The following is a 21569-nucleotide window of genomic DNA, read 5'->3' as shown; positions in this document are numbered from 1 at the left end:
ATTTTGACCGCTGCCTGACAGCGGCTTTCGGAAGGAGCCTCACACAGTGACCCTGCTGATCATCTTCGCGGCCGTTTCCATCGGCTTCTCCTTTCTCTGCTCGATTCTGGAAGCAGCATTATTGTCGATCACGCCGAGCTTTATCGCCGGCCTGCGAGAAACACGGCCCAAGCTCTACGAGACGCTGCGTGCCTATAAAGATGATATCGACAAGCCCCTGTCCGCTATTCTCACCCTTAATACGGTGGCTCATACCGTAGGCGCCACCGGAGTCGGCGCCCAGGTGGCGGTGGTGTTTGGCGAAGCCTGGCTGGGGGCGGCCTCTGCGGTGATGACACTGGCGATTCTGGTGTTGTCTGAAATTATCCCCAAGACCATTGGTGCCAAGTACTGGCGCGCCCTGGCGCCTATTCTTCCGCCCATTCTGCAATTCATCATTATCGCCCTGATGCCGTTTGTGTGGTTGTCGAAACTGATCACCAGCCGCATTGGTGGCGGCGAGCACGACGTGGAAGTGCGGGCGGAAATTCGCGCCCTGGCCGATATGGGCAAGGACCAGGATGCGCTTGATGACAACGAGTTTCAGGTGATCCAGAACATTCTGCGTCTGCATGACATCAAGGTCGGCACCATCATGACGCCGCGCACCGTATGCCGCACGGTGACCCCGGAAATGACCGTGGCCGACTTTCTGGAAAAGGAGAAGGACCAGCCGTTTTCCCGTTTTCCGGTGATGACGGAGCAGGGCGAGGGCAAGGGCTATATTCACAAATCCGACTTGCTGGGCTGCAACCCGGACCAGACCATGAGCGCCTTGGCTCACGAGGTCCCTCTGGTCCACACCAGTATGGGCATCGACAAGCTGTTCCATGCCATGCTGGCCCAACGTCAGCACATGGCGGTGGTCTATGATGAGCACGGCACCTGGGTGGGACTGATTACCCTGGAGGATATTCTGGAAAGTATTCTCGGCCGTGAGATCATGGACGAAACCGATCACGTGGCGGATTTGCGACTTTACGCCCGTCAGCGCTGGAGCCGACGGTTGAAAAAGCAGAAAAAGCCGCAATAGGAATCAACGAGAGATTCAGGAGAGGCAACCATGACCGAGATCTACAAGGACAACAGCGAAACCATTGGCAAAACACCGCTGGTGCGCATCAACCGCATCAGCCAGGGCAAGATTCTCGCCAAGCTGGAATCACGCAATCCGGCGGGCAGTGTGAAGTGCCGTATCGGTTCCTCCATGATCTGGGACGCGGAAAAAAGTGGCCAACTGAAACCCGGCATGACCCTGGTGGAACCCACCAGCGGCAACACCGGTATCGCCCTGGCCTATGTGGCGGCGGCGCGGGGCTATGACCTGACCCTGACCATGCCGGATACCATGAGCCTGGAGCGTCGCAAGATCCTCAAGGCGCTGGGTGCCAAGCTGGTGCTGACTCCCGGTGCCAAAGGCATGCCCGGGGCCATCGCCAAGGCGGAAGAACTGGTCAGCGAAAACCCGGAAAAATTCCTGATGCTGCAGCAGTTCAACAACCCGGCCAATCCGGCAATTCACGAAAAAACCACCGGCCCGGAAATCTGGGAGGCCACCGGTGGTGATATCGATGTGCTGGTCAGTGGCGTGGGGACCGGTGGCACCATCACCGGGGTATCCCGCTACATCAAGAACCAGAAAGGCAAGGCCATCACTTCCATCGCCGTGGAGCCGGATTCCTCCACCATGATTACCGCTGCCTTGAAAGGGGAGGAGCCTACCCATGGCCCCCACAAGATTCAGGGGATCGGTGCCGGCTTTGTGCCGAAGAATCTGGACCTGTCGGTGGTGGATCGTTGTGAGCAAGTGAGCAATGACGACGCCATGGCATGGGCCCACAAACTGATGCAGGAAGAGGGTATTCTTGCCGGCATCTCCTGCGGGGCCGCCATGTGCGTGGCGGATCGCATCAGTCAGTTGCCAGAGTTCGAGGGAAAAACCATCGTTGTGGTGTTGCCGGATTCCGGCGAACGCTATCTCAGCTCTCCGCTGTTCGCCGACATGTTTAGTGAGCAGGAACTGAACCAGTAATTTCATACGCCCCGCTCTGCGGGGCTTGTTCCTCCTGGCCGGCGCAAATCACGGCTACCGCTGGACCTTATGCTATCCTTGCCGCCCAATCAGGAGGTGGTATGGCAGCAGTGGCAGAGGTGGATGTCGTGGTGATCGGTGCGGGTGCGGCCGGACTGATGTGTGCCGCCACTGCTGCCTATCAGGGCCATCGGGTCAGGGTGCTTGACCACGCCAACAAGGCGGGCAAGAAAATCCTCATGTCCGGTGGCGGGCGGTGCAATTTCACCAACCTGAATACCACCCCGGATCATTTCGTCTCCGCCAACCCCCATTTCTGTAAATCCGCGCTCAAGCGTTACAGCCCCTGGCACTTCGTCGAGCTGGTTGAGCGCCACGGCCTTGAGCATGTGGAAAAGGCGCCGGGGCAGCTGTTCTGTTCAGAATCCTCCAGAGAGATTCTCGATATCCTGCTCACTGAATGTGAATGGGCCGGTGCAGAGATTTGCTTGAAAACCGCCATCAGACGGGTGGAACGGGCAGGGGATGGGTTTGTGCTTTCCACCACGGCTGGGGCCGTAAAGTGCCGCAAACTGGTGGTGGCCTGCGGGGGGCTGTCCATTCCCACCATGGGGGCGACCGGCTTCGGCTATCAGCTTGCCGAGCAATTCGGACTCAGTGTGCTGCCCACCCGTGCCGGACTGGTGCCGTTTACGTTGCAGCCGGATGACAAGGCCTGGCTGTCCGCCTTGTCCGGGATCAGCACCGAGGTGGTGGCCGAGGCGGGTGGCGCCCGGTTTGCCGAGCCCATGCTGATTACCCACCGGGGCCTGTCCGGCCCGGCCATGCTGCAGGTGTCCAGTTTCTGGACGCCAGGCCACCCGGTGACTGTGGACTGGCTGCCGGCTGTTGCCGATCCGTTCGCCGATCTGGTCGCCGAGCGCAACCAACATCCCAATCGGGGCATGGAGCGATGGTTGCGCCAATACTTCTCGCAACGGCTGGCCGGGGCACTGGTGGAACGGTTCGGTTGGCAGGGCAACCTGCAGCAGTTCAGTAACGAGCGGTTGGCCGCTGTGGCGGCCACCCTCAAGGGCTGGCAGTTCAAACCCTCCGGCACCGAAGGCTATCGCACCGCGGAAGTGACCCTGGGCGGTGTGGATACCGATGCCATCTCCTCCAAGACGTTTGAGGTCAATACCGTGCCCGGCCTGCACTTCATTGGTGAAGTCCTGGATGTTACCGGCCAGCTCGGGGGCTTCAATTTCCAGTGGGCCTGGGCCAGTGGCTGGTGCACCGGGTTGGCGTTGTAGCATTATTCTGGGGTCAGAGGGGCTAGCAGCCGGGGCCACGCAAACAGGTTTGCCCGTCAGCTGCGGGGCCGGGTCGAATGAATGCGCCCGGTCACCCGGTAGCCCACCCGTCCATTCCCTGACACAATGAGCTCCAACACCTCAGGCAAAACAAGGATGCACGATGAACCTCGAGAAGGTGGTTTTTGGCTTTTTCATTCTGCTTGCGCTGACTCTCAACTTTGGGTTCTTTTACGGCGAGATCGATAACCCGGAACACCACGACGTTTACGAGTTGTTTGCTGCCCTGGTCGTGAGCCTGATCGCCACTGTGCTGAAATTTGGCGAACGCACACAGATTGGCGCCGTGTTACTGGCCTCCAGCCTGGTGGCGGACTTGCAGCTGATTGTCGCGGCGATTGTCTGGGCGGTGGCAGTGCATGTGACGGAAGTGGGACTGACGCCAGCGGTGATGGCGTCCATTGTCTCCCTGTCCGGTGGCGCCCTGCTGGCGAACCTGTTATCCGCCGTGCTTCTGACGGTGGAAACCATCACCCTGCAGCGGTAACTGACATGCCCTCGGTCGTCCCCATGATCCTGCGGCGCATGCGTGTGCCGCTGGTGGTGCTGATAGTCGCCTACAGTATTGCCACGGTAGGCTTCACTCTGATCCCGGGGGTGGATGATCAGGGAAACCCCTGGCGCATGAGCTTTTTTGAAGCTTTCTATGTGGTCAGTTATACCGGCAGCACCATTGGCTTTGGTGAAGTCCCCTACGACTTCTCCGGCGGCCAGCGCATGTGGACTATGGTCAGTATTTATCTGACCGTGTTTTCCTGGCTCTATTCCGTGGGGATTATCATTTCCCTGCTTCAGGACAAGAGTTTCCGTCAGGAGCTTAGCCGGGTGCAGTTGCAGCGGAGCCTGCGCCGGTTTCGAGAACCTTTTTATGTGATTTGCGGTTATGGCGACACGGGCAAACTGCTGACCCGCTCGTTGCTGAGCCGTGGCATGCGGGTGGTCATTGTGGACAAGGATCCGGAAGCCATTGACTCCCTTCGCGTGAAGGATCAGGGGCTATATGTGCCAGGCTTTACCGTGGATGCGGAAATCCCCGGAAATCTGGTCAAGGCCGGACTCAAGCATCCGCTATGTCGTGGTGTACTGGCGGTGACCGACAACAATCACACCAATCTGAAAATTGCCACCACGGTAAAGTTGTTGAACAAGCACAGCCAGGTGTTCTGCCGTGCCGGCAGCGAAGAGAATGCCAATAACATGTTGTCCTTTGGCACCGATCTGGTGGTCAATCCCTATCAGGACTTTGCCCGCCGATTGTTGTTGGGTATTCGCCAGCCGGATACGCATCGAGTTTACGACTGGCTTACCTCTTTGCCCGGTGCCGCCTTGCCGGAGCGCCCCATGCCGCCCCAGGGGCGCTGGATATTGTGTGGCTTCGGTCCTTTCGGACGTGCCGTCTACGAAGCGCTCAGCAAGGAGGCGGGTATCGAACTGGTGGTGGTGACCCCGCATCCGAAGCAACCGGATGTGCCCGCGGGGAGTGTGGAAGGCAAGGGCACTGAGGCGGTGACCTTGCGTGAAGCCGGTATCGACAAGGCGGTAGCCCTGGTGGTTGCCACGCCGGACGATGCCGACAACCTGTCGGTGATGATGACCGCCCGGGAGCTCAATAGCAGTATCTACATGGTGGCCTTGCAGAATCGGCTGCACAATCGTCTGCTGTTTCAGGCGGTCAACCCGGAATTGCCGGTCCAGACCAGCTTCCTTGTGGCCAGCCGTTTTCTCTCCGTCCTCAATGCGCCGTTGTTGAAAGAATTTCTTCAGGAAGCGGAGAAGCAGGGCAATGCCTGGAATGAGCAACTGCTGGCAAGAATGGCGAGCATCACGTCTACGATTACCCCGGAAAGCTGGCACGTGCAGATAGGCGATGAAGAAACCCCCGCAGTGACCCTGGCTCTGCGTCTGGGGGAGCCGGTGACCCTGGGCAATCTGTGTCGCAGTCCCCGCCATCGGCTAACGTGCCTGGATACGATTCCCCTGATGCTGCGCCGTAATGGCCGCAATACTCTCCTGCCCGATGAAAAGGAAAATCTTGAGCCCGGTGACCGGGTGCTCTTTTGCGGCACGGACAAGGCCAATAACCAGATGCAATGGAGCCTGCGGCATCTGAACGCGTTACGTTATGTCCAGACCGGACACCAGCGCCCGGACGGACTGGTCTGGCGCTGGCTGGCCAAGCGTCGGGCGGCGCCGGCAGACGTACGGGAATAGCGGCCGGCTGTCACCTGCCTGCTTGCCGTGTTTCCCGGCTCTTCCTATGATTGGCTGTGCTCTCTGTGGACAGGATCGTGTGGAAGACGATAACAATCATGATGCGTTGATCGGCAAGATCTACGAAACCGCACTGTCCCCCGGTGACTGGGTAGAGTTGCTGGATACTATCGCCGGCTGGACGGATAGCCAGCCACAGGCCAACGGCACAGATTCCTCCCTGGCTCCCCGGCAAAGCGCCCGGGAAGTGGACCGGCTGATTGATCACCTGGAACGGGCGGTACGCAGCAGTGCGTACATGCATGCCCTGGAAGACCGCACCCAGGTGCTCAATGCCATGTACAACCAGATGCCCTGGCCCATGCTGATGCTGGACGACAGCATGCAGGTGCTGGAATGCAATCCGGTGGCCAGACAGGTGCTGGAGGACGGCCCGGTGCAGCTGCGCGAGGATGGCAGCCTGCTTTTTGCCGACCGGGCCTTGAAACTGGCGCTGGATCGCATCAATCGTCTGGCTGAAGGCCGGGAACCCCGGTTGATCAGTTCTCCCGGTGACGGGGTGTCCCTGCTATGTCTGCCGGTACAGAAGTCGGATGCACCCGGCACTCTTTCCCAGCTTCGCACCATCGTCTGGGTACTGGCGGGCCACAGTGTGGTGACGCCTTCTCCGGAAATGCTGCGCTCCCTGTTCAATATCACCCAGGCTGAATCGCGCCTGCTGCATCTGCTATGCAAAATCGGCAATCTGAATCAGAGTGCCAGGCTGTTGAATGTGAGTGTTCATACTGCGCGCACCCAGCTCAAATCCACCATGGCCAAATTGAAGGCAAACAGTCAGGTACAGCTGGTCAGCCACGCCATGGGCCATGCACTGGTGCAAGCGGCAAAACTTCCGCAACTCCACACGCAACGGGAATACACCCTGAGCCTGCCGGATCGCCGTGTGCTGAGCTGGTATGAGTATGGTGATCCCGATGGTCGCCCGGTATTAACCCTGGATAATCTGGGAGCATCGCTGCCGGATCATAGCTACTTTGAGGAATGGTATCGGGAAAAAGGGCTGCGCATGATCATGATCGTGCGACCCGGCTACGGCATCTCCACCTACAAGTCTGATCTGGAATTCCGTTCTTTTGCACCGGATATCATGGCACTGTGCAGGCATCTTGAACTGGATAGGCCGCCAATGGCTGCGTATTGCGGGGGAGGGCCTTATGCATTGTGCGCTGCTGCCCTGTATCCGGATATCTTCGACCGGCTCGGTTTGCTTGCCAGCACCGTTCCCATTGAACACTTTGAACTGGACAAGCTTGATCCACTCCACAATATGTTCCTGCGTTTGTTCCGGCGAGATCCGCGCCTGTTCGTGCTGGTCGGTCGTTTGGGCATTCGTGGAGTACAGAAGGCACCAGAGAAGTTTTTTGCCATGATTGCCAAGGGATTGTGCGATCAGGACAAAGCCGTGCTGGCAAACCCGGACCTGCTACAACGAACCATTACATGTATGCGCCGCAGCCATTTCCAGGGGGCGCGCATCATGATCGACGAGTACCTGCGCATGCAGCACCCCTGGCAGGTGGATTTGAGCAAGATCACCATGCCGGTCATGCAGTGGCACGGTGAGGATGACCGGATTATTTCCATCGGCAGTGCCCGTGGCCTGGCGAATGAGCTTCCCGGAGTACGGTTTCGCAGTTTTCCCGGGCTGGGGCGCTTTATGGTTTACCCGATGTGGAAGGAATTTCTGACCGAGTTGCTGGAGCTGGCTTGAGTCTGGTTGTCGTATAGACCTTTGCAACCGTCGTCGATACTCATTGCAGGTTGGGAAAGCGTTCACGGAATGCAGCAGGCATGGGCATCACCCCGTGCTTCAGGTGATCGAAAAACACAAACCCCTGCTTGGCCAGTACCACCCGTTGCCCGGAGGGCTGTTTGGTCACCCGGAAAATCAGATCGGCACCGTACTTGTTGAAATCCATCAATCCGACTTCGAATTGCAGATCATCCTGGGCGAAACTCTCTGCCATGTAGGTGGCAACAAGGTCGGTTACGACAATACTTTGTTTGTCGCTATCGAATTGATCAAAACCGATATGGCAGAAAAACCGGTAACGGGCCTCGGAGAGCAGGGAAATCATCTGGTCATTACCCACATGCTTACCGGTATTCAGGTCCGTCATGCGGACGTTGATCGTGTGGGTGTAGAGGAATTGTTCGGGCAGATCCAGTTGAACACGAGCCATACAGCGGTCTCAGGGAGTCGCAGAGAAGGGGGGAGCAGTGTAGCAACAGGGTGGGACGGATGGGAAACCCGGATCCAGAAGCAAGTCTGTTCACGTCAGGCAAGACAGGACAGCCCAAGGTAGACTGACGGGGTGGGGAAGATTGCGCTATCGCAAGGTTACATAACAACCTGGAGCGGTATTGGCTACCGCTCCAGGGGCCCGCATTAGACTGACAGCGAGGCTTCTACTTGCTGGCAGTTGCGGCGCGCCAGGGCCAGGTTGGATTTGGCTTTGTCCAGCACCAGGTACATGAACAGCCCCTCATTCTTCGCGACCGGACGAATGATGTGATACTGGCTGCCAAGCGTAATGAGGATATCCTCAATCGCGTCGTTAAGACCCAGGGATTTCATGGTCTTCATTTTGGCGCGCACCACTTCGGTATTGCCGGCGGCGGCCAGTTCCAGATCGAGCCCTGTGCCTTCATGGCCCAGCATCATGCCACTGTTGGCGTCCACAATAGCAGCGCACATGGCGCCATCGGCCTGCAGCAGGGTTTTCAAACTTTCGTTAACGTTGCCCATCTCATACTCCTAATTTATATTTTTTCCCTTTTTTCAGGGAGCTAACTCACTTTTTTAACTTTTTTGATAACGCTGCACAGCAGTGTTTGGCGCCCCAGAGCAGTTGCCCCAGTCTGGAGGCATCATTGGCCACAACGGCCAATACCAGAGGAGGAGAGCTGTCCGGCACTGTCATGACAGCCACGACACCTTCCTCGGATTCCACGATAAGACGGCGACATTCGGAGATGCCTGCTTCCTTGGCAATGGCAGAGCTGATCGCTGCCAGAGAGCTGCCCATGGCAGCAAGTCGACTGGCCTTGCCCTTGTCCGTTTCCAGAGAAGTCACTTCAAAGCCGTCGCTGCTCAACAACACTGCAGAGGTGATTCCGGTGGTGGCTGCTCGCAACTTCTGCAGTTGTTGTTGCGCTATCTCTGTCGCTGCCTGACCCAGGGGGTTCTTGTTAGTCATACTTCCATTAATTCCATCTCGTGAGCTTCGATCTGGCAGAGAAGGGTCTCCACCAGCAGCAATACGTCTTCTTTTTCCCTGACATCGACGGAAATCACGGGAACAAAGAGGCCCATGTTCGCCAGTCTTTCCGTTACCAGATCAACACAGCTGAAATCGTTGGCCGCCAGCCGGCCAATTCCCACCACCAGTGGTGTTTCACCGTTGTTGGCAAAGGCGTCGGCGTAGATGGCCAGGTGTTTTTCAAGATCCGGGTGCTCACCGTTCAGAAGCAGAATCACGCCCGCCGCATTGTTGGCCAGAATGGGCCACATGAAGCGGAAGCGTTCCTGTCCCGGGGTGCCGTATAGCCGAACCCCGAAACCATCCGCCAGGCTGATATAGCCGTAATCCAGTCCGGCCGTGGTCATTTCCTTGTTGCATTGTTCCAGGTCCGTATTCACCACATCGGTGGATACGCATTCATCGTCGCTTAACTGGGCGATGGCAGTGGTTTTTCCCGCGCCCATTGGCCCGGTAAAGAGGATCTTGAATTCGTCATGCGTCATGCTGTCAGCTCAATCCCAGGCGAGTTCTGAGGCCGCGTATCAAGCCTCCAAAACGTTGTGATTCCATCGCAACAGCCGTCGGTTGTGCCGCTGAACGACGGCGCTCACTGACCAGAAGCCCGCTAATTTCACAGGCATTGAGGAAGTGATTGAAGGTGGCTTCATCGCATTTCGACAAAATCTGTAATTGCGCTCGGCCCAACGCGCGTCGGGTCATCAATGCACACAGGGAAAGCAGGGGCCGTGACTTGTTCAGGGCAGCAGCACTGGGCCAGCGGCTTAACTGGAACTGGCTGTCCGGGTCCAGCCAGGGGAGCAAGCCATCGCTGTGTTTGGCGCCCGTCATCCAGGCCAGCTCGAACAGGGGGCGAGCAGCCATCCCTTCGGGAACCGACTCCGAGAACGGTCTCAGTGGTGACAAGGTAACCGTCCCGGCGTTGAGTGCATGGAGAAGGGCGGGGCGGGCATAAAAACGATGGCTTGCGGGTTTTACCAGCAACAGGCCTTCATCGCTGTGACTGCAATATAGCTCGCTGCGTTGTCCGTCTTTGGCGTTGATCACATGATGCAACGACGCGCAGAAGTCCGTTGTTGGATCCGGCGTGGTGGACGTCACTGTTGCGCTGGTGTGGCGCGGGGTTGTGTCCGTGGTCAAGGTCCGTACCACATCGTCAAGCACATCAAGCAGCTGCATGACCCGAAATGGATGAGGCAAGCTAAATGTGGAGGCGGGCCTGTCATAGGTGTTCGGATAAACCACGATGCAGGGTTTGTCAGACAGGTCGGAGCGCCGGGTCTGTTCCTGCTTGTCGCACGCGACCATCAACACATCCGCATCATCGGGGATGCTCTGATCCCAGTGAACCGAGGAGCGCCCGTCGATGATTTTCAGCATCGAAAGGCAGGCACTGACCGTGTCTTCTTCTAATCCGACAAATCCTAGTCGTTGTGTTCGCATTTGTGCCTTCCTGGGTCCGGGGGGCCGGTCATCGCAGTGGTAACTAAGCCATTGGTGCACTCTCAGTTAGTGAACCATGTCTCACTTATTATTAGTTTCGGCACGGCGGACAGGGCAAAGGGATCGCGACAGGCGGAGAGTTTGAAGGGATGAACAGATTTTGCGATCACGCCGCGTTGACTGTCTTTATGGCCTGAAGATCAAATGACGATTAGCCAGCTTTTATAAAGGTTTGATTCTTAGAGATATTATGGCCGTCGGGCAACGCGGGCTCAGTTGCCACGCAGGTCATCCCCTGACGTAAGATTTCTCTTACAGGCAGGGGCTACTTTGTAGGCAATGGCGTACAACAGCACGGGTAAAGACTTATTTTGCTCAGGCTAGGCCCCGCCCAGTCCGCTATAGCGAACCCCCGCCAGGCTGGCCATGTCCCGATCAAAGGTAGCCAGATCATCCAACCGGAACTGATTCAGATGGTCGTGTCCGCAGGCGCGGGCCATCACTTGCATCAGTTCTGTGGAGGCATGGAAAAAGTTGGCCAGGCGTTGGGCGGCGTGGTCCACGTCCAGTCTTTTTCGCAACGCTTCGTTCTGGGTGGCAATCCCTGCAGGACACTGATTGGTGTTGCACATGCGGGCACCGACACAACCAATGGCCTGCATGGCGCTGTTGGAAAGAGCGATGCCGTCGGCGCCAAGAGCCAGGGCCTTGATAAAATCCATAGGCATGCGCAGGCCGCCGGTGATCAGCAGGGTGACGTTGCCACTGGCGCCTTTGTCATCCAGGAATCGGCGGGCCCGAGCCAGGGCAGGGATAGTGGGCACGCTGATGTGATCACGGAAAATGGTCGGGGCGGCGCCGGTGCCGCCACCCCGGCCATCCAGAATGATGTAGTCGGCGCTGGCATCCAGGGCGAACTGTATGTCCCTTTCGATATGGTTCGCGCTCAGCTTGAACCCCACCGGAATACCGCCGGATACTTCCCGTACCCGATCCGCAAAACGTTTGAAATCATCGCTGCTGTGCAGCTCCCTGAAGGTGGCAGGGGAAATGGCCGGCTGTCCTTCGGGAATCTGGCGTACCTGGGAAATCTTGCCCACGTTCTTGTTGGCGGGCAGATGGCCGCCGGTACCGGTCTTGGCACCCTGGCCTCCCTTGAAGTGGAACGCCTGCACCTTCTTAAGATGGTCTTCGCTATAGCCAAACATGGCGCTGGCCAATTCGTAGAAGTAACGAGAGTTGGCGGCCTGCTCTTCGGGCAGCATGCCCCCCTCTCCAGAGCAGATGCCGGTGCCGGCCAGTTCTGCGCCACGGGCCAGCGACACCTTGGCTTCTTCAGAGAGGGCACCGAAGCTCATGTCCGAGACCATCAGGGGAATATCCAGGGTTAACGGTTTGTCTGCCCGGGGGCCGATAACCAGGTCGGTACCCACCGGTTGATCGTCCAGCAATGGTTGTGTGGCCATCTGTGCCACCATGATCTGAATATCATCCCACTTGGGCAGGCAGTCCCGGGGCACCCCCATGGCACTCATGGGACCATGATGGCCCATTTTGGCCAGGCCGTTTTCCGCCAGCGCATGGATCAACTCCACATTCGGTTCTTCTGCGGTGGCTTTGGGGCTGGGCATGCCGTCCCGGGTGATGGCATCCGACCCGGGTCCTTCCTTGCCGACCTGATCCTTGTCAAAGCGCGCGTGGGTTCCATCGCAATACGGGAAAGAGGCGCTGTGCTTGCACATGCACAGGTAGCCTTCGTCCTTGTCCGCTTCAAAGCCGAGAGGGGTGATATCCGTGCCCGCATGGGAGCCATCACAGAAAGGTTGGTTGGCAGAACGGCCGCAGCGGCAGAAGTAATAGGTTTCCCCCGGCTTGAGTTCGGTTTTATGCGGTTTGATATCGGCAATCACGGGTTTGGACATGGTGACTCCTGGCTGGCACTGCGGGCTGGGATAGGTTGATCATGCCAGTGGTGGTGGGGGAGTCAACGCTTGAAAAGTCAGGGCAGGAGGAGCGGCCGGCCCGCGACACTTCCTGCCGTATAGGAAGTGGCAGGAAATGCCGCGAGGTGATCTTGCTAGCGATTCGATTCGATATCGCGCACCAGGCGGTGAATTTTATCGCTTCGCGCCAGTAGCGCATCGCTGAGGGGGCTCATCACCCCGCGCAGCATGGACAAGGGTTTCCAGCGGGCCGGGGCAATGATGGCGGCGGAACGGGTTGCCAGGCCGGCAACCAGGGCTGTGGCAATTTCCTCGGGTTGCACCTGCTTTCTCAGTACGGCAGGAAAGGCGCTTTCAATCAACTCGGAGGCGGTGGCATGACCCCCGAAGGCGAGATCGGTGATCGGTGTTGCGGTCCAACCCGGATAGAGCACGCTGGCGCTGGCGCCGGTACCCGCCAGCTCAGCCCGCAAGGCCCTGCCGAGCATTTCCACAGCGGCCTTGGAGGCGGCGTAGGGGGCATTGACCATGCCGTTGACGAACGAATAGATGGAGGAGGTAATGACAATCTGGCCATGATTCCGCTGCACTTCCGGCAGGGCTGCACGCAGGGTGCGCCAGACGCCGAACAGATCCACGTCGATAATTTTCTCGAACTCGTCCTCATCGCAGCTGGCGATGGTTGCGGGATTGTTCCGCCAGGCAATGCCGGCGTTGGCAAAGGCGATATCGAGACGGCCAAAGTGCGCGACGGCTTGCTGAACGACAGCTTTTGAGGCGGCAGCATCAGTGACGTCGAGGGGCACGGCGAGTACCCGGGTGGCATCAAATTCTGCGGCGAGCAAATCCAGGGACTGCTGGGATAAATCCGTCAGCACCAGATTCGCGCCTTTTGAATAAAGCGCTCGCGCGCTGGCAGCACCTATGCCGCCGGTTGCGCCGGTGATGAGAACCACCTTGCCATTCAGGTCATACTTCTTGCCCACGTGTTGATCTCCCAGTCAATCGTTGTGCCCGGTGATCATCACAGCCATCACCGGTGGGTCAAAACAAGCACAGAACCATACCACTGATGCTCAGTCAGGGTCTTGTGGATTCACCAGTTGCCTATCTCAGGCTTTCCCTTTGGTGTCACACGATTGGCCCAGCAGGAAGGGGTGGCGATAGCCGCTGCCGTGCACAATCATTTTCATCACAACGACAGGAGAGGTTCTCGTATGGGCAAATCCAGCTGGCGGCCGGAGATGATTCCAGATCTTTCCGGCAAGACGATTCTAGTCACTGGCGCCAACAGCGGTATCGGCCTGGAAGCGGTGAAGTTGTTCGCCGGCCGGGGCGCGGAAGTGATCATGGCCTGTCGAAACGCGGACAAGGCCAACGCGGCGGCGCAGGCGGTGAAAGCGGTAGCCTCCGGGGCCCGACTGTCAATCATGGCGCTGGATCTGGCGGATCTGGCCTCGGTGAAGGCCTTTGCCGAGGCGGTAAAGCAGCGCTTTACCACCCTGGATGTGTTGCTCAACAACGCGGGTTTGATGGCGCCGCCGTTGCAGCGAACCCGGGATGGTTTCGAAATGCAGTTTGGCACAAACCACCTGGGGCATTTTGCGTTGACCGGTCAGTTAATTGAGCGTCTGGAATCCGCCGATGATCCCCGAATTGTGCAGATATCCAGCCTGGCCCATCGGGGCGGGAAATTGATGTGGGGGAATCTCAATGCGGAGAAACGTTATTCCCGCTGGCCCTTCTATTGTCAGAGCAAGCTGGCCAACCTGATTTTCGCCAAGGACCTGCAGCGTCGCTTGCAGGCATCCGGCTCGCGCATCCGGGTCATGGCCGCCCATCCCGGCTATTCCGCAACCCACCTCCAGGATACGGTGCCCGGCGGGGGCCTGTTCAACAAGATCATGGCGCAGTCTGCACAGATGGGATGCCTGCCCGGTGTCATGGCTGCCACCAGCGATGCGGTAGAGGCGGGGGGCTATTACGGCCCGGATGGCAAGCTGATGGAGTTACGCGGCTATCCGGCCCCGGCCTTTGCCCGCAAGATCACTGACAACCCGGCCGTTGCACAGCGGTTGTGGGAGGAATCGGAGCGGTTGACCGGGGTGCGCTATCTGAATGATTAGCTGTCAGGGGGCATGGCGAGGAGAGGATGCGTCGGCCGTAGGTAATTTCCGGGTTTTCCCCTAGAATCTGCGGCTGACTATCACTCTCGGAGCAAGTATCCCATGGGCCGCGCCTACCAGAACCGAAAAGAATCCATGGCGAAAACCTCGGACATGAAAGCCAAGGTCTATAGCCGCTATGGTCGTGAAATCTATGTCTGTGCCAAGGCAGGTGGCCTGGACCCATCCGCCAATCTGGCCCTGCGTAGTTTGATCGACCGGGCCAAAAAGGATCAGGTGCCGGGCCATGTGATCGAGAAAGCCATCGACAAGGCCAAAGGGGGTGGCGGCGAAGATTTTGCGCCGGCCCGTTACGAGGGCTATGGCCCCGGCGGTTGCATGGCGATCATCGAATGCCTGACGGACAACCCCAACCGCACCTTCGGGGATGTACGGGTGGCCTTTACCAAGACCAAATGCAAGATCGGCACCCAGGGCACCGTGGCCCACATGTTCGATCACGCGGCCATTTTCGTGTTCCGCCACGATGATGAAGAGGCGGTGCTGGAAGCGCTGATGGAAGCGGATGTGGATGTCACCGATCTGGAAAACGAAGACGGAATGCTGACCGTCTTCACCCCGAACACCGAATATGCCAAGGCCCGCCAGGCGTTAACCGCGGCTTTCGAAGGGATCGATTTCGAGGTGGACGAGATCCAGTTTATCCCGCAGAGCTATACCACGGTGAGTGGTGATGATCGGGAGTTGTTCGATAAATTCCTGGCCATGCTCAACGATCTGGACGATGTGCAGAACGTGTATCACAACGTGGATCTGGCTGAATAAAACGGCCCGAGCAGGTGCCGTCTGCAACGATGGCGCTTGCAGCAAGGCTGTTAATGACCCAGGTCAGCCAGTAGCGCGGCCAGAAAACGGGCTGCCTGGCCGCCGTTCAGAGCACGATGGTCAAAGGTGAGACTGACCGGCAGTTGCCAATCCTCGAACCATTCCCCGTTGCGAATACCCGGCTGAGCAAAACGTTTGCCGGCACCCACAATGGCCACCTGGGGAGGCACTACAACCGGGGTGGCATAACGACCGGCCAGGGTACCGAAGTTGCTCAGGGTCAGGGTGGCGCCTTGCAGTTCCCTGGCGGGAATTTTTCGCTGCTCCACATCCCGGCGCAGGCGGTTGAGGCCTTGCCGAAGGTCAGAGGGTTCCCGGTTGGCCACGTCCCGCAATACCGGTACAAAAAGACCGTCCGGGGTATCCACGGCAATCCCCAGGTCCACTTTCTCCACCAATCGCATGCTGAGCTGCTCACCGTCGAACCAGGCGTTCACCGCTGGCTCCGCCTGGCAGCCGGCGACGATGGCACGGATCAGGCGCAGGGTAATATCAGTGTCCTGCGGCCAGTGGCTGACGCTGACCTGATCGAACAGACTCACCGGCACCACCTGTTGCCCGGCGCTGGCCATGGTCTTTGCCATGGTGCGGGCCACGCCTTTCAGCGGCGTGCTGTCGCCGTGGCTGTGTTTCAGGTTGGCGTGTTGCTGCACATCCTCGAGGGTAATGCTGCCCGCCGGGCCGCTGCCCTTGATCTGGTCAAGATTGACGCCCAGGTGGCGGGCCAGGGCGCGGATGGCGGGAGTGGTGCCGCCGGAAGGACGGGAGTCGGGGACGGCGCCGACCACGAAACTGTCCGGATTTTCCGCATCCTCCTTGCTTTGCAGGTTGCCCACCACGGTCTGGCTGCCGCTGCCCTCGTCACCGGCAAAGGCCAGCAGCGGTTCGCCGGTATGCACCAGATCGCCGTTGGCCACGAACAGGGTGGCGATGATGCCGTCCCGGGGAGCGGGGATATCGACAATGGCCTTGGCGGTTTCCACGCTGAGCAGCAGGTCATCCACCTTCACGGTGTCACCTTCTTTCACGTGCCACTCGACGACTTCCGCTTCCTGCAAACCTTCGCCCAGATCGGGCAGGGTGAAGTAGGGCATGTTTCGCTCCTTGGTCACTCGCGGGCATGCAACCCGCTTGACGCCGACACGCCGGAGACGGTGTCTTTCCGTAGGAGCGTCGCTGACGGCGCGATAACCCAGTCTCGAGATACGAGGAACGAGAAGCGAACACCTGGCTTTCCCAGATGCAGGGTTTTGATTTTCGAAACTCGCTTCTCGCAACTCGTTCCTGTTGGGTTATCGCGCCGCGAGCGACGCTCCTACGGAGGCTCTGTTCCGTGCCAGCCTTCCCTCAATACTTCAACGTCTCCTTCGCCGCCGCCACGATACGTTCCACGCTCGGCATGTAATGCTGCTCCATGGCGAAGTAGGGCATGGGGCAGTCATAGCCAGTGACGCGCTCTACCGGCGCGAGCAGATGCATCAGCGCGTCGCTGGCCAGGGTGGCGGCAATCTCGGCACCGAAGCCACCGTTGAGGGGCGCTTCGTGGACGATGACCACGCGGCCGGTCTTGCTGGCGGTGGCGATCAGGGTGTCCCTGTCCAGCGGGTTGAGGCTGGCCACGTCGATCACTTCCGCCTTGATGCCTTCGGCGGCCAATTGCTCCGCCGCGGCCAGGGTTTCATGAATCATGGCGCCCCAGCTGATCAGGCTCACGTCCTCGCCGGCACGCAAGGTAAAACAGCGATCCAGTGGTAGCGGATCATCACCCAGTTCCACCGGTAGCCGTTGCAGGCGGTAGAGCCGTTTCGGTTCCAGAAACAGCACCGGGTCCGGGCAGGCGATGGCGGCGCGTAGCAGGCCATAGGACCTTGCCGGCGAAGAAGGAATCACTACCCGCAGGCCCGGGATATGGGCAAACAGGGCCTCGGTGCTTTCGCTGTGGTGTTCCGGGGCATGGATGCCGCCGCCGAAGGGCGCGCGGATCACCAGCGGGCAGCTCAGCCGGCCCCGGGTGCGGTTGCGCAGGCGGGCGGCGTGGCTGATCAGTTGCTCCAGGGCGGCGTAGATAAAGCCCATGAACTGGATCTCGGCCACTGGTTTGAGGCCCTGGCTGGCCATGCCCACCGCCAGCCCCGCGATCAGGTTTTCCGCCAGCGGGGTATCCATGACCCGACGGAAGCCGAATGTCTCTTTCAGCCCTTCGGTGGCACGGAAAACGCCGCCGTTGGTGGCGATGTCCTCGCCCAGTATCACCACGTTTTCATCGGCCTCCATGGCGTGGCGCAGGGCCTGGTTGACCGCTTCCAGCAGATTGAGCGGAACGCTGGTGTCCGGGTGTGGTTGGGCGCTATGCATGGTGGCCTCCCGGTTGTTGTTGCAGCAGACGTTGCCGTTGTGGCTTGAGGGCCTCGGGCAGCTCGGCGTAGAGGTAGTCGAGCATGTCGGTGGGGGCTTGTGGCGGTTGGTTCAGGTAAGTCTCCACCGCGGTATCCACCCGTTGCTGGCACTCGGCCAGCCACTGCGTTTCCTGCTCCGCATCCCAGTGACCGGCGTCTGCCAGGGCCTGGCGTAGCCGTGCCACCGGTTCCCGTTGCCAGGCGGCATGGAGGTCGCTGGCCTTGCGGTATCGGCCGGCGTCGTCGGCGGTGGTGTGGTCGCTGAGCCGGTAGCTCACCGCTTCAATCAGGGTGGCGCCCTTGCCGTGGCGGGCCTTGTCCAGGGCGTAATCCAGCGCTTCCAGCAGGGCGGGCAGGTCGTTGCCGTCCACCTGGAAGCCTTCGATGCCAACGGCCACGGCTTTTTGGGCGATGGTGTCGCTGGCGGTCTGCAGGCTGCGTGGCACGGAGATGGCCCATTGGTTGTTGTTGACCATCACCACCAGCGGCAGCTGCCAGACGCCGGCCACATTGAGGGCTTCATGGAAGTCACCCCGGGAGGTGGCGCCATCGCCGCAGGTGGCCAGCACGGCGGCTTTTGCGTGGTCCAGTTTGGACTTGGTGGCGATGCCGGCGGCCTGGGTGAGCTGGCTGGCGATGGGGACGCAGTTGGGCAGGTCGCGGGCGGCGGGGGTATCCGCCGGAAAGGCATTGCCGCGCTCGTCGCCGCCCCAGTACTGCAGGATCAGATGCAACGGTATGCCGCGCAGGTATTGGGTGGCGTGGTCCCGGTAGTAGGGCACGAAGACATCATCATCTTGCAGGGCCATGCCGCCGGCGGTGGCGATGGCTTCGGCGCCCAGGCAGGAGGCATAGGTGCCCAGCTTGCCGGTGCGTTGCAGATTCACCGCCTTCTTGTCGAAGGTGCGAATCAGCGTCATATGGCGGTAGCCGTCCACCAGCCGTGGCCAGTCCGTGTTCTCCGGCAGGTCCGGTAGTCGGTGGTGCATGTCGTAGGGCGTAGACGTGAACATGGCATCCTCCTTGGCGGCGTTCAGGCGGCTTCCCAGGCGTGCTTGCCGGTGTCGTCGTGAAGGCGCTGTTCGGCCTGTCTGTCGGCCATCTGTGCCGGACTGAGATGGTGCTGGTCCGCCTGGTCCAGTAGCTGGCTGAGGGTGCGGCCAATGCCGAGCACTTTCTGCCGGATAGTGCTGCGGTCTTCCTGCCGGTGGCCCAACGCCAGCGATATCAGACCGCCAGCGTTATTGAGGTAGTCCGGTGTGTAGAGGATGTCGCGCTGGCGTAGTCGTTGCGCATCGTCGTCGCTGGCCAGCTGGTTATTGGCGGCGCCCACAATCAACGCGGCGTGCAGGCGGGGGATGGTATCGGCGTTCAGCACGCCGCCCAGGGCGCAGGGCATGAAGATATCGCAGGCCACGTCGTAGAGGCTGTCGGCGGGTACCCACCGGGTATTCAGGCGGTCTGCCAGCCGCTGGGCCCGGCGCGGGTCCAGATCCGCCAGAGTCAGCCGGGCGCCGGCCCGGGCCAGCATCAGAGCGAGCTGGCTGCCCACATGGCCCAGGCCCTGAATGGCGATGTGCAGGCCCTTGGCCCCGTGGCGCTGGAAGCGGTGGCGGATACCCGCATCCAGGGCGGCAAATACGCCCAGAGCGGTATAGGGTGACGGGTCCATGCCGTCGCCGGAAAAGCCCCACACATGGCGGGTTCGGGTGGCTACCTGGTCGAGATCGGTGATTTCCGTGCCGGCGTCCATGGCGGTGATATAGCGCCCGCCCAGGCGGTTAACGGCGTCGCCGAAGGCACGGTAAAGGGCAGCCCGGTCGTAGGGTTTGTCTGGTTCCATGATTACCGCCTTGCCGCCGCCCAATGGCAGGCCTGCCAGGGCGGCCTTGTAGCTCATTCCGCGGGCAAGACGGCAGACGTCATTCAGGGCGGTGTGTTCATCGGGGTAGGGAAGACAGCGACAGCCACCGAGGGCAGGGCCCAATCGTGTGGAGTGCAGGGCGATCAGGGCGCGCAGACCGGTTGCCGGATCCCGGAATTGGTGGAGTTCGGCGGCGTCGGTCTGTTCGAGGGTAACGAACATGGCAACGGCTCCTTTCCCGGTGGGGCGGGTAGGCCCGTACGGGAGCGTATTGTGGGGGCCGGGTAAGGCCCTTGGGTTTACTTTAGCGCGGGAAACGGCGGTGCGCCTGTACGGATCTGTTATTTCTGACAAGCGGTGTTATGGGGTGAGGGAATAAGGCTGCACGGTGCGGGACAGTGGTGAATGGCCACCGTAGGAGCGTCGCTGGCGGCGCGATAACGCAACACTGACGAGTTGCGAGAAGCGAGTTTCGAAAATCAAAACCCAGGGGCAGGGAAAGCCCGGTCTTCGCTCCTCGTCTCTCGTCACTCGCAACTGGATTGAACTATCGCGCCGCCAGCGACGCTCCTACGGCTGGGCCGGGGTTCTAGCGGGTAATTCGCACCAGCATGCCGAACATGGGATGGTCGAAGTAGTAGACTTCGTGGCCGGTGAGGCGGCGGCTTTCATCAATTTTCACATAAAAGCGCTGGCCATGACTCTGGGTATTGAACCAGATGCGGGGCTCCACATGCACGTAGCGGGACTGGTGGAATTGCAGGGTGCCTTCCAGTTCCGGAACCTGGCCGTCATCGGTGCTGAGGATCTGGCCGCCGCGCAGGTAGACCGGCACCGTCTCGCTCTTGTTGCCGATGGGCTGACGCCAGGCCTTGTGGTAAAGCTGGCGATACTCGCCGGTGCCGGCCATGCGCTCCATCATGTACTGCAGCACCGTCTGATCCTCCGGTAAAGGCTGCCAGGCTCCCTGGGACAGAGCATCCGGGTCGGCGTATTCACTGACTTGTGGTTCGCCAATGGTGACCGAGTGAGAGGCATAGCGTGGCTGCAGATCCGCGGGCCAGATTTCGTCGCTGCCGCCGTGATCGCGGGCAAACACCAGCACTTCGATGTTGTACCAGCTCTGGGCAATGGCGGCGTTGGCCACGAGGGCCAGCACGACCAGAAAGAATGCGCGAAGCATCGGAAACTCTCCTTTGATGGCCCGTGCGCAGGCCTTATCGTGATGCTGACGTGGGAGCGGGCCTTTCCTGTTGCCTGTGGAACCCGGCTTGGCGGCAGAGAGTTCCGGTGCCTTCCTGGTGCTGGTCGCCTCATCCGGATCAAGGCGTTTCCCTTTACGCACCCACATCGTTTGTTATTGCAAAGACTATAACCAGTTCACACTCCCGGTTCACGACCAACAGTCTGACCGGTCGGTTTTCACGGGTTAGCTGCCCGTATCCTGTTTGATACTCTGGGCGGACAGGCGCTTGAGCAGGGCGTCGACTACCTGAATGCGTTCCTCGGCACTGTCACTGCCCTCTACAAAACGCAGGGCATTGGCCCCTTCCAGCTTGAAGCGGTTGGGCCCGGACTGGACCAGTTTGACAATGGTCAGCGGGTCCACCGGTGTACGCTCGCCAAACTCCAGCTTGCCGCCGCCGGCGTGAGCATCCAGTCGAGTGATGCCCAGTCGTTCTGCCTGCTGACGCAGCTCGGTCACCGCAAACAGGTTTTTCACCGGTTCCGGCAGCAGGCCGAAGCGGTCGATCATCTCTACCTGCAGCTCTTTCAGGCCATCGCGGGTCTTGCAGCCGGCAATGCGCTTGTAGAGTGTCAATCGGCCGAACACGTCGGGCAGGTAATCCTCGGGAATCAGTGCGGGAATGCGCAGGTTCAGCTCCGGGCCGCCGCTGAGGGGCTTTTCCACGTCCGGTTGTTCGCCCCGTTTCAGGGCTTCCACCGCCTGTTCC

At 59.8% G+C, this 21569-nt stretch carries 21 protein-coding genes; 8 read left to right on the top strand and 13 right to left on the bottom strand.

Annotated elements, in window-relative coordinates:
* Positions 1-46 precede the first annotated feature (46 nt).
* The 6 genes from A3714_RS01835 (at position 47) to A3714_RS01810 (ending at position 7405) form a co-directional block, all read left to right on the top strand.
* Positions 47-1072 carry a CNNM domain-containing protein gene (locus A3714_RS01835; RefSeq protein ID WP_063509725.1) on the top strand — a complete coding sequence of 342 codons (1026 nt, stop codon included), beginning with the start codon at positions 47-49 and terminating at the stop codon, positions 1070-1072.
* Between the two features lie 30 nt (positions 1073-1102).
* Positions 1103-2071, top strand: coding sequence for a cysteine synthase A (gene cysK, locus A3714_RS01830; RefSeq protein ID WP_063509724.1), 969 nt, complete (start codon positions 1103-1105; stop codon positions 2069-2071).
* Positions 2072-2172: 101 nt separating this feature from the next.
* Positions 2173-3363, top strand: coding sequence for an NAD(P)/FAD-dependent oxidoreductase (locus A3714_RS01825; protein WP_063509723.1), 1191 nt, complete (start codon positions 2173-2175; stop codon positions 3361-3363).
* A 163-nt stretch (positions 3364-3526) separates the two neighbouring features.
* Positions 3527-3910, top strand: a complete 384-nt coding sequence (locus tag A3714_RS01820; RefSeq protein WP_062816521.1) for a DUF6394 family protein — start codon at positions 3527-3529, stop codon at positions 3908-3910.
* 5 nt (positions 3911-3915) lie between these two features.
* Positions 3916-5634 carry a TrkA family potassium uptake protein gene (locus A3714_RS01815; protein ID WP_062816522.1) on the top strand — a complete coding sequence of 573 codons (1719 nt, stop codon included), beginning with the start codon at positions 3916-3918 and terminating at the stop codon, positions 5632-5634.
* Between the two features lie 79 nt (positions 5635-5713).
* Entirely contained in the window at positions 5714-7405 is a 1692-nt protein-coding gene (locus A3714_RS01810; RefSeq protein WP_231867811.1) for an alpha/beta hydrolase, read from the top strand.
* 40 nt (positions 7406-7445) lie between these two features.
* On the opposite strand, the gene A3714_RS01805 is transcribed toward A3714_RS01810, so the two are convergent.
* From A3714_RS01805 to A3714_RS01775, 7 genes are all read right to left on the bottom strand, one after another.
* Positions 7446-7877 (bottom strand): thioesterase family protein, encoded by a 432-nt coding sequence (locus A3714_RS01805; RefSeq protein ID WP_062816524.1) that lies wholly within the window; start codon positions 7875-7877, stop codon positions 7446-7448.
* 206 nt (positions 7878-8083) lie between these two features.
* Entirely contained in the window at positions 8084-8443 is a 360-nt protein-coding gene (locus A3714_RS01800; protein ID WP_063509721.1) for a hypothetical protein, read from the bottom strand.
* A 46-nt stretch (positions 8444-8489) separates the two neighbouring features.
* Entirely contained in the window at positions 8490-8894 is a 405-nt protein-coding gene (locus A3714_RS01795; protein WP_063509720.1) for a roadblock/LC7 domain-containing protein, read from the bottom strand.
* Positions 8891-9442 carry an ATP/GTP-binding protein gene (locus tag A3714_RS01790; RefSeq protein ID WP_063509719.1) on the bottom strand — a complete coding sequence of 184 codons (552 nt, stop codon included), beginning with the start codon at positions 9440-9442 and terminating at the stop codon, positions 8891-8893. The genes A3714_RS01795 and A3714_RS01790 overlap by 4 nt, the downstream gene beginning before the upstream one ends.
* 4 nt (positions 9443-9446) lie before the next feature.
* Entirely contained in the window at positions 9447-10400 is a 954-nt protein-coding gene (locus A3714_RS01785; protein WP_063509718.1) for a hypothetical protein, read from the bottom strand.
* A 380-nt stretch (positions 10401-10780) separates the two neighbouring features.
* Complete coding sequence (locus A3714_RS01780; protein WP_063509717.1) at positions 10781-12322, bottom strand: glutamate synthase-related protein; 1542 nt, start codon at positions 12320-12322, stop codon at positions 10781-10783.
* A 155-nt stretch (positions 12323-12477) separates the two neighbouring features.
* Positions 12478-13329 carry an SDR family NAD(P)-dependent oxidoreductase gene (locus tag A3714_RS01775; RefSeq protein WP_063509716.1) on the bottom strand — a complete coding sequence of 284 codons (852 nt, stop codon included), beginning with the start codon at positions 13327-13329 and terminating at the stop codon, positions 12478-12480.
* 231 nt (positions 13330-13560) lie between these two features.
* Between A3714_RS01775 and A3714_RS01770 the strand changes: the two genes are divergently transcribed.
* The gene (locus A3714_RS01770) at positions 13561-14469 is read left to right on the top strand and encodes an oxidoreductase (protein ID WP_063509715.1); all 909 of its coding nucleotides are present in this window, start codon (positions 13561-13563) and stop codon (positions 14467-14469) included.
* A gap of 102 nt (positions 14470-14571) precedes the next feature.
* Positions 14572-15294 carry a YebC/PmpR family DNA-binding transcriptional regulator gene (locus A3714_RS01765; RefSeq protein ID WP_062816532.1) on the top strand — a complete coding sequence of 241 codons (723 nt, stop codon included), beginning with the start codon at positions 14572-14574 and terminating at the stop codon, positions 15292-15294.
* A 50-nt stretch (positions 15295-15344) separates the two neighbouring features.
* Here the strand turns inward: A3714_RS01765 and A3714_RS01760 are convergent, their stop codons facing one another.
* From A3714_RS01760 to A3714_RS01735, 6 genes are all read right to left on the bottom strand, one after another.
* A complete protein-coding gene (locus A3714_RS01760) occupies positions 15345-16448 on the bottom strand; it encodes a dihydrolipoamide acetyltransferase family protein (RefSeq protein WP_063509714.1) in 1104 nt (367 codons plus the stop codon).
* 253 nt (positions 16449-16701) lie between these two features.
* On the bottom strand, positions 16702-17709 hold the full coding sequence (locus A3714_RS01755) for an alpha-ketoacid dehydrogenase subunit beta (protein ID WP_063509713.1): 1008 nt from the start codon (positions 17707-17709) through the stop codon (positions 16702-16704).
* On the bottom strand, positions 17702-18763 hold the full coding sequence (gene pdhA / locus A3714_RS01750; RefSeq protein WP_082850701.1) for a pyruvate dehydrogenase (acetyl-transferring) E1 component subunit alpha: 1062 nt from the start codon (positions 18761-18763) through the stop codon (positions 17702-17704). Before pdhA ends, A3714_RS01755 begins: the two co-directional genes overlap by 8 nt.
* A 20-nt stretch (positions 18764-18783) precedes the next feature.
* Positions 18784-19836 carry a Glu/Leu/Phe/Val dehydrogenase dimerization domain-containing protein gene (locus tag A3714_RS01745; RefSeq protein ID WP_063509074.1) on the bottom strand — a complete coding sequence of 351 codons (1053 nt, stop codon included), beginning with the start codon at positions 19834-19836 and terminating at the stop codon, positions 18784-18786.
* Between the two features lie 367 nt (positions 19837-20203).
* The gene (locus A3714_RS01740) at positions 20204-20797 is read right to left on the bottom strand and encodes a peptidoglycan binding protein CsiV (protein WP_063509075.1); all 594 of its coding nucleotides are present in this window, start codon (positions 20795-20797) and stop codon (positions 20204-20206) included.
* Positions 20798-21043: 246 nt separating this feature from the next.
* A partial coding sequence (locus A3714_RS01735; protein ID WP_369817818.1) for a TRCF domain-containing protein occupies positions 21044-21569 on the bottom strand: 526 nt, incomplete at its 5' end.

Origin of the sequence: Alcanivorax sp. HI0007 (assembly GCF_001635525.1) — a bacterium.
GTDB lineage: Bacteria > Pseudomonadota > Gammaproteobacteria > Pseudomonadales > Alcanivoracaceae > Alcanivorax.
The sequence above is the reverse complement of the archived record's forward strand: the minus strand, read 5'-3'. Positions and strand labels throughout refer to the sequence as shown.

Excerpts from the sequence above, each read along its gene's own strand:
- A3714_RS01755 (WP_063509713.1), bottom strand. The coding sequence starts at position 17,709 with ATGCATAGCGCCCAACCACACCCGGACACCAGCGTTCCGCTCAATCTG.
- A3714_RS01785 (WP_063509718.1), bottom strand. The coding sequence starts at position 10,400 with ATGCGAACACAACGACTAGGATTTGTCGGATTAGAAGAAGACACGGTC.
- A3714_RS01780 (WP_063509717.1), bottom strand. The coding sequence starts at position 12,322 with ATGTCCAAACCCGTGATTGCCGATATCAAACCGCATAAAACCGAACTC.
- pdhA (WP_082850701.1), bottom strand. The coding sequence starts at position 18,763 with ATGTTCACGTCTACGCCCTACGACATGCACCACCGACTACCGGACCTG.
- A3714_RS01790 (WP_063509719.1), bottom strand. The coding sequence starts at position 9,442 with ATGACGCATGACGAATTCAAGATCCTCTTTACCGGGCCAATGGGCGCG.
- A3714_RS01800 (WP_063509721.1), bottom strand. The coding sequence starts at position 8,443 with ATGGGCAACGTTAACGAAAGTTTGAAAACCCTGCTGCAGGCCGATGGC.
- A3714_RS01805 (WP_062816524.1), bottom strand. The coding sequence starts at position 7,877 with ATGGCTCGTGTTCAACTGGATCTGCCCGAACAATTCCTCTACACCCAC.
- A3714_RS01740 (WP_063509075.1), bottom strand. The coding sequence starts at position 20,797 with ATGCTTCGCGCATTCTTTCTGGTCGTGCTGGCCCTCGTGGCCAACGCC.
- A3714_RS01760 (WP_063509714.1), bottom strand. The coding sequence starts at position 16,448 with ATGCCCTACTTCACCCTGCCCGATCTGGGCGAAGGTTTGCAGGAAGCG.
- A3714_RS01765 (WP_062816532.1), top strand. The coding sequence starts at position 14,572 with ATGGGCCGCGCCTACCAGAACCGAAAAGAATCCATGGCGAAAACCTCG.
- A3714_RS01820 (WP_062816521.1), top strand. The coding sequence starts at position 3,527 with ATGAACCTCGAGAAGGTGGTTTTTGGCTTTTTCATTCTGCTTGCGCTG.
- A3714_RS01825 (WP_063509723.1), top strand. The coding sequence starts at position 2,173 with ATGGCAGCAGTGGCAGAGGTGGATGTCGTGGTGATCGGTGCGGGTGCG.
- cysK (WP_063509724.1), top strand. The coding sequence starts at position 1,103 with ATGACCGAGATCTACAAGGACAACAGCGAAACCATTGGCAAAACACCG.
- A3714_RS01795 (WP_063509720.1), bottom strand. The coding sequence starts at position 8,894 with ATGACTAACAAGAACCCCCTGGGTCAGGCAGCGACAGAGATAGCGCAA.
- A3714_RS01815 (WP_062816522.1), top strand. The coding sequence starts at position 3,916 with ATGCCCTCGGTCGTCCCCATGATCCTGCGGCGCATGCGTGTGCCGCTG.
- A3714_RS01745 (WP_063509074.1), bottom strand. The coding sequence starts at position 19,836 with ATGTTCGTTACCCTCGAACAGACCGACGCCGCCGAACTCCACCAATTC.
- A3714_RS01770 (WP_063509715.1), top strand. The coding sequence starts at position 13,561 with ATGGGCAAATCCAGCTGGCGGCCGGAGATGATTCCAGATCTTTCCGGC.